At 74.7% G+C, this 11,383-nt stretch carries 6 protein-coding genes; all 6 read right to left on the bottom strand.

Features of this window, described 5'->3' with window-relative positions; translation table 11 throughout:
* On the bottom strand, positions 1–1,222 hold a 1,222-nt coding region (locus tag RIN80_RS08405), incomplete at its 3' end, for a serine/threonine-protein kinase (RefSeq protein ID WP_309094881.1).
* 58 nt (positions 1,223–1,280) lie between these two features.
* Positions 1,281–2,933 carry a serine/threonine-protein kinase gene (locus RIN80_RS08400; protein WP_309094880.1) on the bottom strand — a complete coding sequence of 551 codons (1,653 nt, stop codon included), beginning with the start codon at positions 2,931–2,933 and terminating at the stop codon, positions 1,281–1,283.
* Positions 2,934–3,026: 93 nt separating this feature from the next.
* A complete protein-coding gene (locus tag RIN80_RS08395) occupies positions 3,027–4,235 on the bottom strand; it encodes a protein kinase (RefSeq protein WP_309094879.1) in 1,209 nt (402 codons plus the stop codon).
* Positions 4,236–4,372: 137 nt separating this feature from the next.
* On the bottom strand, positions 4,373–6,295 hold the full coding sequence (locus RIN80_RS08390; RefSeq protein WP_309094908.1) for a protein kinase: 1,923 nt from the start codon (positions 6,293–6,295) through the stop codon (positions 4,373–4,375).
* Between the two features lie 166 nt (positions 6,296–6,461).
* The gene (locus tag RIN80_RS08385; RefSeq protein ID WP_309094878.1) at positions 6,462–8,978 is read right to left on the bottom strand and encodes a protein kinase; all 2,517 of its coding nucleotides are present in this window, start codon (positions 8,976–8,978) and stop codon (positions 6,462–6,464) included.
* Between the two features lie 154 nt (positions 8,979–9,132).
* Entirely contained in the window at positions 9,133–11,145 is a 2,013-nt protein-coding gene (locus RIN80_RS08380; protein ID WP_309094877.1) for a serine/threonine-protein kinase, read from the bottom strand.
* Between the last annotated feature and the right edge of the window lie 238 nt (positions 11,146–11,383).

Here is an 11,383-nt window from a genome sequence, read left to right as displayed (position 1 = left end):
TGTCGGCGCTGCTGGTGTCGGCGAACTGGGTGGCCGCCCCCACGCCACCGGCGAGCAGCGCGCCGAGGAGGGCGAGCGGGCCGGGGCGGAGGAGGGTGTGGCGTCGGGAGGGTGCGGGGATGGGTACGGGGGTGGGTGCCCCGGAGGGTGTGGCTTCGGGGGAGGCAAGCGGTGTCGCCTCCGCTGCCGCGGTCGGTACGGGCTCCTGCCGCGCTGCCGTTCGCACCTTCCGCCGCGCGGCCGTCTCCGACCGGGGGAACCGTTCCGCACGCCCGGTCGCGCCTTGGGAGGAGGTCTCCTCCGTGGCCGGTCCCGCCACCGCCTCCAGTTCCTTCGCCACCTCCTCGGCGTCCGGCCGCTGTTCGGGGTCCGGCGCCAGCAGTCGGCCGATCAGCGGCCCGAGCGGTCCGGCCCGTCGCGGTTCGGGCGGCTCGGCGGCGAGGATCGCGGCGGACGTGTCCTCGGGGGTGGCCCGCCGGAACGGGGACGAGCCCTCCACGGCGGTGTACAGCAGCACGCCCAGGGACCACAGGTCGGACGCGGGCCCGGCGATGCGGCCCGACAGCCGCTCGGGGGCGACGAACGCGGGCGCACCGGCCAACTCCCCGTGGTCCGGGCCGTGGTCCGGGGGCGGCTCGTCACCCTGGGCGGGGGTGATGCCGAAGTCGGTGAGGACGACTCGGCCGTTCTCGGCGATCAGCACGTTGGACGGCCTCACGTCCCGGTGCACGATGCCCACGGCGTGCGCGGCGCGCAGGGCGCCGAGGAGGGCGAGGCCGACTCGGGCGGCTTCACGCGGCTCGACCGGGCCGCGCCGGAGCGTCTCGTGCAGGGACTCGCCGGGCAGCAACTCCATGACGATCCACGGGAGTCCGTCCAGCAGCTCCGTCGCGTCGAGTTCGTCGGGGCCCTGCGGGCCCGGGCGTTCGTCCGGCTGCTCGGTCTCCACGACGACGTCGAGGATGGTGACGGCGGCGGGATGGTCGACCCGGGCTGCGGCGCGGGCCTCGCGATGGAGCCGGTGGGCCGCCCGCCGGTGGCCCTCGTCCTGCGGGTGGCCGGGCAACCGTGGCTGTCTGACGGCGACTTCACGCCGTTCGAGCTCGTCGTGGGCCCGCCATACGGTGCCGGAGGCGCCGGCGCCGATGCGCTCCACCAGCCGGTACCGCCCGCCGACCAGCCGGCCCTGGGCGGCGTCCGGCCCGCCCCCGTCGTTGCTCATGCCCCATCAGTACCCTGCGAAGCGGTTCTGTGTCGACGCGGGTCGGGCCGAGGCCGGTTCAGGTCCCCTTGATGTCCAGATTCGCGATCGCCGTGCGCGCCACCTCACGCCCGCGGTCGGTGAAGTCGCCCTTGCCGGGGTAGCTGACGGTGAGCTTGTACATGTCGCCGCCGGGCTTCTGGAAGTAGAAGACGCGCAGTTCGCGCGGGCGGGGGTCCTGGTTGTCGTCGGTTTCGTACCTGACGGTGTTCTCGGCCGCCTTCTTGCCCCGGTACGTGGTCACCTTGGGGTTGGTCTCGGGGTCCTCCGGCATGTCCAGGTCGTAACTGCCGCTCTCCTTGAACCCGGTGTCGTCGTCGTACATCTCGGCGGCCGCGGAGCCCGCGATGGCCCGGCCGGTGTCCTCCGCCTTCCTGTCGAGGGAGAGGCTGATCCAGATGCTGCCGCTGTAGTCGGTGTACGTGACCCGGTGCCCCCGGTTCGCCTCCGGGTCCGGCACGGTTCGCCGGTAGTCGGCCGGAACCGCCAGCGCGGCGGCGAGTTCCTTCTCCTGGTGGACCCGCCAGCCGTCGGGCAGCGGCCCGGCGAACGGGTCGGCGAGCACCAGGTACGCCGTCACCGCCGCCGCCACGACCGCCGCGCCGAGGCCGGTCCAGGCCGTGCGGCCGAAGCGGAGGCGTCTGCTCCCACCGCCGCCCCCGCCGGTGGCCCGCACCGTCTGCGCGGGCTGTGCGGCGGGCGGGTGTGCGGCCGACTCCAGCAGGGCCCGCACCCGCGCGGCGTCCGGGCGGTGGGCCGGATCCTTGTGCAGCAGGCCGTTGATGGCCTCGGCGAGCGGGCCCTGGGCGGAGGCGGGCGGCGCGGGCGTGGCGTTGAGGACGGACTGGAGGGTGGCCGGCGTGTTGCTGCGGCGGAACGGCGAGACGCCCTCCGTCGCCGCGTACAGCACGACACCCAGGGACCACAGGTCGCTGGCCGGGCCCGGCCGCTGGCCCAGCACGCGCTCGGGCGCGATGTACTCGGGCGAGCCGACGAAGCCGCCGGTGTCGGTCAGGCTGGTCTCGCCCTCGATCCGGGCGATGCCGAAGTCGGTGAGGACGACCCGGTCGTACCGGCCGAGCAGCACGTTGTCCGGTTTCACGTCGCGGTGCAGGATGCCCGCCGCGTGCGCGGCCTCCAGCGCGCCGAGCACCTCGAGGCCGATCCGGGCCGCCTCGGGTGCGGACAGGGTGCCCTCCTGGAGGGCGTCGCCGAGCGAACGGCCCCGCACCAGCTCCATCACGATCCACGGCTGCCCGTCCACGACGGCCACGTCGTGGACGTCGACGACGGCCGGGTGATCGAGCCGGGCCGCGGCACGCGCCTCGCGGCGCATCCGCTCGAAGACGTTGGCGCGTTCGCGTTCGGGAAGGTGATCGGGGACGCGGGGTTCCTTGACGGCGACTTCCCGGTCCACCGTCTCGTCCTGCGCCCGCCACACGGTGCCCATGCCGCCATGCCCGAGCTTGCTGATCAGCCGGTAACGACCGGCGATGAGCCGCCCGGCACCGGGGTCCCCGGTTGTCGCCGCCGGGGCGGCCACCCGTGGTGGCACGACCTGGGTGGGCGTGGCGTACGGGTTCCCCGGCACCGGTGCCTGCGGCTGAGGCGGTTGCAATACAAAACTCGTCGGCTCGTCGGCCCCGGATCGGGCTCCCCCGTCGTTGCTCATGAGTTCATCCATATCGCGCCAGGCACCCACGTATCCACCACGGACGCGAGCCGGTCACAGACCCGTGACTTCAGGCCGAGGGTTATGTCCGCTTCAAGGCGCTTCGGGGGTCGCCGACCAGCCCGTGCTGAGGGTGGGGGCGGGGGCGGGAGCGCTCGGGGTGGAGGGCCGGACCGTGGGCGTCCCGGTGACCGAAGGGGCCGGACGGGTGGGCGGGGTGACACCGTCGCCGTTGCTCTCGTCCCGGAGCAGGGCCGCCGCGGACACCCCCGCGCCCGCCACGGCGGCGACCAGCAGCGCGGCCACGAGCACACGCCGGGTGGGCTGCCGCGTGAAGGGTTCCTCCCGCCGGTACGGGCCGGCCGCGCCCACCGGCGGCACCGACGGTCGTGGAGCCGTGGTCTCCGGGGGCTGTCGCGACGCGTCCCGCGCCGCCGGCACGTACCCGGGCGGTGGCGCGAGCGGCGTCCGGCCCGTCGCCCGGAACGCCCGCAGCATCCGCTCCGCCCGGTCCGCGTCCAGCCGCCGGTCCGGGTCCCGTTCCAGCAGGCCCTGCACGACGGGCAGGAGCGGCCCGGCCTGCGGGGGTGGCTGGATGTCGCCGACGACGACCGCGTGCAGGATGCCGCCCAGCGAGTCGCGGTGGAACGGCGACTCACCGCTGAGGACCGCGCACAGCAGCGCGCCCAGCGACCACAGGTCGGACTCGGGCCCGGTCCTGGCCCCGGCCATCCGCTCCGGCGCGGTGTACTCGGGCGAGCCCACGAAGGAGCCGTTCTCGGTGAGCGTGGGGGCGCCCTGGACCTGGGCGATGCCGAAGTCGGTGAGCACGACCCGGTCGGTGCCCTCCTCCAACAGCACGTTCTCGGGCTTGAGGTCGCGGTGCAGCACCCCGGCCGCGTGCGCGGCGCGCAGGGCGCCCAGCAGGTCGATGCCGATGCGCGCGGCCTCGGCGGCGTCGACCGGGCCCTGGTCGGCGATCCGGTCGGCGAGCGACCCTCCCTCGATCAACTCCATGACGATGTAGGGGCGTTCGCCGTCCTCGACGACATCGTGGACGACGATGATGTGCGGGTGGCTCAGCTGGGCCACGGCCCGGGCCTCACGCAGCGTACGGTCCCGCCGGCGGCGCGCCTGAGCCGTCGAGGGCGTCTCGTCGTAGGGGAGTTCCTTGACGGCCACGCTCCGGCCGAGCAACTGGTCCGTCGCCCGCCAGACCACGCCCATGCCTCCGCGCCCGAGCCTCTCCTCGAGCCGGTAACGGCCCGCGATGACACGCCTGTTGTGCCCCTCGGTCCCCATGCGGCCATGATGCCCCACCGGACGGAACCGCTCCGGGGCGGCGAAACGCGGGTGGCCGAAACAGACGTCCCCGGGTCAGGGACCGGACGTACCCCGGTCAGGGACCGGACGTCCCCGGGTCAGGGGACCGGAACGCGTCAGGAGGTCTTCTCCTGCCACCCCTGCAGCAGCGCGGTGAACTGCTTGCGCGCCTTCGCCCAGTCCGCCGCGGGAGCCGACATGTAGAGCGCGTACTCGGTGCCGTCGCGGGCGACGTACGTCTCCTCGATCGCCCGGCGCGGGCCGGGGAACGGGGTGTCCTTCGCCCGCGCGGTCCAGGTGTACTCCCACAGGGCGCCGTTGCGGTCGCGGTAGACGTTGCGCTCCAGTGCGACCCGCCGGTAGTCGGCCAGCCCCTTCAACTGCTGCTCCAGGTCGAGCTGGTGGGCGTACGGGTCGGCGAAGTCCGGGGAGGTGTCGACGGCGATCCTGACGAACTGCCGTCCGCCGTCCGGTGTGTAGTCGATCTGCCGGAGCTCGCCCTGCGGGCCGAAGGGCTTGCGCTTCCAGCCCTGGGGCAGGTACAGGCTGAAACCGGCCGGGTCGTCGCGACGGGTCCAGCCGTCCGGGACCGAACTCCCCGCCTTCGCCGAGGGGCGCACGGAACCGGACGCGGTATCCGGCGTGGCCCGGGAGTCGTCCCACTGCCGCAGGACCACGGCCGTGCCCCCGCCGACGATGGCCGCGAGCGCGACGACCAGAGCGAGGGTGCGCAGCCGGCGCCGCCGCCCCTGACCGGCCGACCGACCCGGGCCCGACGACTGTCCGGCGCCGTACGTCTGCGCCGCGCCGTACGTCTGGGCCGCGCTGTATGGCTGAGCCTCACCGTACGGCTGGGCCCCGCCGTTCGGCTGCCCTGCGCCGGGCCGCTGATGCGGTCCGTACGGGTGCGGGTCCGTCGCCGTCGGCGCGCCCGGGCGGCCGGCCGCGGTGGAGCCGGTCGCCGACCTGCCCGTCACGAAGGCCCCGGACGTCGGCGTTCCGCTCGCCGGGGTGCCGGCCGGCGGCGGCAACGGCGTCCCGGTGTGCGAACCCGAGCCGCCCCGACCCGTACCGCTGCCGCCGGTGCCGTTCGGGCCGGTGCCGTCGCGGCCCATGCCCGTGCCGCCCGCGCCCGGACCACCCGTGCCCGGACCGCCGTGGCCCTCCCGGTACGGCTGCGTCCCCCCGTACTGCGTCGGCACATACGCCTGCGCCCCGCTCGGCCGCCGCCCCTCCGCCGCCTCGGCCAGCATCTGTTCGGCCTCGGACGGATCGGGCCGGGTGGCGGGGTCCTTGCGCAGCAGCGCGGTGATGACGGGCGCGAGCGGACCGGCGTACCGGGCCTCGGCGGCCTCCTCCTCGACCACGGCCTGCATGGTCGTCAGCGGCGTGGTGCGGCGGAACGGCGAGCGTCCCTCGACGGCCGTGTACAGCGTCGCGCCGAGCGCCCACAGGTCGGAGGACGGACCGGGGTCGTGGCCGCGCACCCGCTCGGGTGCCAGGTAGTCCACCGAGCCGACGACCTCGCCGGTCCGGGTGATGGTCGTGTCGCCCTCGATCTGGGCGATGCCGAAGTCCGTGAGCAGGACCCGTCCGTCGCGGCCGAGCAGGACGTTGCCCGGCTTGATGTCGCGGTGCAGGACACCGGCGGTGTGCGCGGCGCGCAGGGCCCGCAGCACCCACAGTCCGACGCGCGCCGCCTCGCGCGGCTCGACGCGGCCTTCCTCCTTGACCGCGTCGGCCAGTGAGCGGCCCTCGACCAGCTCCATGACGATCCACGGGCGTCCGTCGTGCTCCAGCACGTCGTGCACCGTGACGACGGCCGAGTGGTTGATCCGCGCGGCGGCCCTGGCCTCGGCCCGGGTGCGCGCCAGCAGGATCGCCTGCTCGCTCTCGGAGACGTAGAGGGCGGCCGTCAACTCCTTGATGGCCACCGCACGGTGCAGCACCTCGTCATGCGCACGCCACACCCGGCCCATCCCGCCGCTTCCGATGGCGTCGGCCAGCCGGTAGCGGCCCGCGACGAGCCGGCCCTGCATCTGATTCACGTTGCCCCGCAATGGTCTTGACAGGGTCAGCGTAAGGACCCGCTCTTGCCCAGGGAACAAGCGGGGTGCCACGGTGACCGCACTGTGACGGTTGTCGCCTGCCGGGACGGAGGTGACCAGAGGTGGGGCCAGGGCGAACCGGCGGCACGCCCTCCGCTCATCCCGTCACCCGGTAGGTGGCGGCCGCCTGCTCGTAGAACCGCGTCACCTCGTCCCGGTCGGCCTCCGGGCCGCGCACCTGGACCACGTGGTAGCGCCCGCCGACCAGCATCGCCAGGTTGCGCACGTACAGCTCGCCCCCGTCGTCGCCGGTCCAGGTGAACTGCCCCTCGGCCATGGTGCGGCCGCCCACCTCGATCGTCTTCAGCCCGGTGGAGGTGGCCCAGCTGGAGTCGCGGTACGGCTGCAACTCGCGCTCCCGTTCCCGCTGGTAGGCCATCGGGTCGCTGCCGTACTCCGACGCCTTGTCCCGGCCCGGAACGATGATGAGCTCGAAGTCGCCCTGAGCGTAGACGACTTGGCCGCCGCCCCGCTCGGTGCGGTCCCAGCCCTTGGCGACCGCGACCTGGAAACCGGCCGGGTCCTTGCGCAGCGTGAAGCCCCCGGCGACGTCGGGGCGGGTGGTCTGCGTCTCGGAGGAACCGGCCGACGTCGACGGGCTCTTCTCCGGTGCGGGCGAGGTCTGGTCGGGTCTCGGCTCGCTGCTGGCGTCCGCCTCGGGCGCCCGGCTCGCCTCGCCGGCGGTACCGGTGCGGTCCGCGCCCTGCGCGCCGCCGGGGTCCGACTTGGGCATGAAGAGCATGGCGTAGGCGATCACCGCGGCCATCGCGAGCAGCACCAGCACGAGGAGGGTGCGGCCGAGGCGGTGCGGCGAACGGGACTCCTTGGCCCGTTTGTGCCGCCCGTGGTGCGCGGGCAGCCCGGCCCGCCGCCTGCGCACGAGTTCGCCCCGGCGGCGTACGACGGGCAGCCTGCTGGCGTCGGCCGGGGGCGCCGGGACCACGTGCAGCCCGGCCTCCGGCTCGGGCGCCGAGCGCACCAGCGAGCGCAGCCAGCCGCGCAGTTCCTCGAAGTCCAGGCGCTCGGTGGGGTCCTGCCGCAGCAGCGACTCCACGACCGGCCTGAGCGGCCCGCACTCCTCGGCGTACGCGGGCGGTTCCGCGCACACCATCTGCACCAGCTCGGCCGTCGACTCCTCCGGGTAGGGCGCGTGGCCCTGCACCGCGCGGAACAGCAGGGCGCCCAGCGCCCACAGGTCGGTGGCGGGGCCGATGGGCGCGGCCAGTTGCCAGTTCTCGTGCACGGGTCCGGCCTGCTCCGGCGCCCAGCGTTCGGTGACGGGCCCGACGACCGCCATCCGGGCCTGTCGCGCCCGCTCGGCGGCCAGGGCCGTGGCCGGGCCACGCCGGGGCGCGGGGGTGTCGGCGACCAGATCGTCCCACCGGGTGGGCTCGGCGGTCTCCAGGGCCGGGGGGAGGGGGGCCTGCTCCTGGCCCTGCGGCGCGGGGGCGCCGGCGGTTCCGCCGCGGGGCGTGGCGCCGTGCCAGGCGTTGGTGCGGGGCTTGCCGCCGACGCCGTAGGGGTCGGCTATCCGCCCCGGCGGGGGCGCGTCGGGCGCCGTGCCCTGCCCGGGGACGTACGGGGAGTGCCCCGCGCCGTTGCCGTGAGGCCCCGGCCCGCCGTCCGGGGCGGGCCGGGCGCCGGGCAGCGCCCGGGTGTTCTGCTGGGCCTCCTGCACCCGTGCGGCGGCCCGGGCACCCGCCCGGTAGGCGGCGATGGCCCCGGCACGCGCGGCCCGGGGGTCGCTGTCGTCCGGACTCCGCCGCGCGGGCACGACCGGTCCACCACCTGCCGTGTCCGCCCCGGCCGCAGGCAGTCCCCTGGCCTCCCGCGCCTCTATGGCGGCGCGCCGCGCGGCCTCCGGATCACCCGAGCCGCCGATGCCGCCCGGCCCACCGGCACCGCCCGGACCCGCGGGGCCGCCCACGCCGTTGACCAGTCCGGCAAGGGGGCCACCGCTTCCGGGCCCCTGGCCGGGTGAGGCTTCCTCGAAGGCCTCAGACGGCACCGGGTCGTACCCGCACAGCGCCTCCTCCGCCGCGCCCACCGCGAGACCGGTCAGCATGACCCGGCCGTCGTCGCAGACGAGGACCGTCCGGGCGGTGATGTTCCGGTGCACCCAGCCGTGGGCGTGCAGCACGCGCAGCGCCATGAGCACGTCGGAGGCCACCTCGGCCGCCCGGTACGGCGTCAGCGGCTTCTCGGCGAGCAGCGCCGCCAGCGGGCGCGCGGCCACCAACTCGCTGACGATCCACAGCGAACCGCCCTCGGCGAACACGTCGAAGACCTGGTCGAGCCGGGGATGGTCGGGGATGGCCGCCGCTGCCTGCGCGGCCTCGACCGCGCGCCGCACCACCGGATCCGTGGGCCGCCGCACGCCCGGGCGCGCACCGGGCCGCCGCGCTCCCCCGTCACGTGCCGTGAAACCGTCGGGCAGTCCCTCCGCGTCGAGGACCTCCGCCTCGACCACCTCCGGCAACGGCACCTGCCGGACGAGGACTTCCTGTCCGCTGTAGGTGTCGAAGGCCCGGGTCTCGGTGAGTTCGTACTCGTCGGACGGCGGCAGCGGCAGGCGGTAGCGGTCGGCGAGAACCCGTCCCGCATAGTCGTCCACGTTGCCTCCCCCGTCGGCCCGGTCGGTCACATCCGTTCGCCCCACGGTCCGTTCCGGCTGCGCACGGTCCGCAAACATTTACGATACGTGCCGCAGGCAACCCGCAATGTGGGGATGACCAGATCTGCCTCCCCAAACCCGGGGCCGCTCATGCTCAGGACTTGGGTTCGAAGGTCTTCGTCAGCGTCCGCCAGGTCTCCTTGCGCAGCTCGCCGTCCCAGTCGGCCGCCTTCGCCGTGTACATCAGCGCGTATCCCTGCCGGTCGTCGACGACGAACCCGCGGTCGATCGTCCGGTACCGGGTGCCGCCGTCCGTGTAGGTGAACTCCCAGTCGGCGGTGTTCCAGCCGCGGTAGTCCACCTTCTCTATCCGGATCTTCTTGTACTGGGCGCGCTGCATGTAGCGCTCCTGGTTCTCCCAGTCCGCCACCGGGTCTCCCTTGGGCGTGGAGGTCCAGGCGATGAGCAGCTTCTGCCCGCCGGGGCCGGTGAACCGGTCACCGGCCGCCCCCGTCGACTGGTACTTCCATCCCTTCGGCAGGCCGATCGAATACCCCTGGTTCCCCTGGTGCGTCGACTCGGCCGCCGTGCCGTCCCCGCCGGAGGAGCCGCTCCCGGCCGAGGCGCCGGATCCGCTGCCGGGTGTGCTGTTCGAGGCCGGGGCGGAGGGCCCGGGACTCTTCGCACCGTCCGTGCGCGTGCCGTCGCTCTCGTCGCCCTTGGTGTCGCCGCTGCTCGGCGCGGTGGCGACGGTTTTGTCACCGCCCTCACCGGCACCCTGCGAGCCCTTGTCGTCCCCGCTGAGCGTCAGGGCGAGCACGGTGCCGATCACGGCGAGCACCACGACCACCGCGATGATCATCAGCGTCCGCCGCGGCACCACGTCGGTGAGCGGCGCCCGGGGCGCGGGCCTCGGCGGCAGGTCCGGCGGGGACATCACGGGCCACCCCGAACTCCTCGCCGCGGAGCCCGTCTTCGTCTCCTTCGCATCGGCTCCGGCGGACGGCTCCGAGGCCGGCGCCGTCGGGCTCGACGCCGCCCCGGCGGCCGCGCCCGCTGCTCCGGCCCGCTTCGCCCTGCCGTCCGACCCGCTCGAAGCCTCGGCGGTCCCGGACTCGGCCGGGGCGGCGGCGGCCGACCCCGTCGCGACCTTGCGCACCGAGCGCAGGGCCCCGCGCAGCCGCTCCCCGGCCTCCTCGCCCCGCTTGCCGCCGGAACCGCCCGAACTCCCCTTGCCCGACGCCCCGTCCGGCTGCGCGGGCAGCGGCACGACCTTCGTCGCGTCCAGCGGCTCCGCCTTCGCGGGCGCGTGGATCACCGCGTTCAGCATCGCCCGGGCGCCCGCGTCGTCGAGCCGCTGGGCGGGGTCCTTGGTGAGCAGACCGTGGATGACGTCCTTCAGGGGGCCCGCGTTCTTGGGCTCCTCCAGCGGCTCGGTCATCACGGCCGTCAGCGTCGCTATGGCCGACCCCTTGTCGTACGGCGGCGAGCCCTCCACCGCCGCGTACAGCAGCCCGCCGAGGGACCACAGGTCGGCCGCCGGGCCCGGCTTGTGCCCGCGGGCCCGCTCCGGGGAGATGTAGGAGGGCGCGCCGACGAGCATGCCGGTCGAGGTGATGGACGGGTCGCCCTCCACCTGGGCGATGCCGAAGTCGGTGAGCACGACCCGGCCGTCCTCCGCGATCAGCACGTTGGACGGCTTCACGTCGCGGTGCAGGATGCCCTCGCGGTGCGCGGACCGCAGCACGTCCAGGACGGCGAGCCCGACCTCCGCGGCGCGCTTCGGTTCGAGGAGGCCGTCCTCCCGGATGACCTCGGCGAGCGACTTGCCCTCGACGAGCTCCATGACGATCCAGGGCCGGTCGTCCTCCTGGACCACGTCGTACACCGTCACGGCGCTGTTGTTGCGGATCCGCGCGATGGCCTTGGCCTCGCGCAGCGTCCGGGTGATCAGCCGCCGCTTCTCGTCCTCGTCGATGTTGCCCGGGAACCGCAGTTCCTTGACGGCGACCGTCCGCCCCAGGGTCTCGTCCTGGGCTCGCCAGACCGTGCCCATGCCCCCGCGGCCCAGCACTTTGCCCAGCCGGTAACGCCCCGCGAGGAGACGCTCCCTGTTGTCCTGACGAGTGTCCTGACGAGATGTGCCCGCCCGCTCCGCCTCCGACATGCGTCCCCTCATACAACCCGCCCTGACAGAGCCTCCATTGTCTCTCACCCGACAAGTGCCCAGTGCCCAGGGGGCCCCTGGCGAGACGCCTCACCGGCCCGCCCCACCGGAACCCGCCTGCGGCACGCCCGGCACCTCCCTGCATGATGGGCCCCCGGCACCCGCCGCCCGGGGCCTCTTCGGCCCCGACATCGCGAGTACCCCGTTTCCCGACGTCCCCTACACCCGGAGGCTCCGA

The organism is Streptomyces sp., from assembly GCF_031181705.1.
Lineage (GTDB): Bacteria > Actinomycetota > Actinomycetes > Streptomycetales > Streptomycetaceae > Streptomyces.
Note: the sequence above shows the minus strand (reverse complement) of the source record. Positions and strands in the feature narration are given on the sequence as shown.

What these genes read in the sequence shown, in the direction of transcription:
- RIN80_RS08395 (WP_309094879.1), bottom strand. Translation starts at nt 4,235, where the DNA reads ATGGGGACCGAGGGGCACAACAGGCGTGTCATCGCGGGCCGTTACCGG.
- RIN80_RS08390 (WP_309094908.1), bottom strand. Translation starts at nt 6,295, where the DNA reads ATGCAGGGCCGGCTCGTCGCGGGCCGCTACCGGCTGGCCGACGCCATC.
- RIN80_RS08400 (WP_309094880.1), bottom strand. Translation starts at nt 2,933, where the DNA reads ATGAGCAACGACGGGGGAGCCCGATCCGGGGCCGACGAGCCGACGAGT.
- RIN80_RS08380 (WP_309094877.1), bottom strand. Translation starts at nt 11,145, where the DNA reads ATGTCGGAGGCGGAGCGGGCGGGCACATCTCGTCAGGACACTCGTCAG.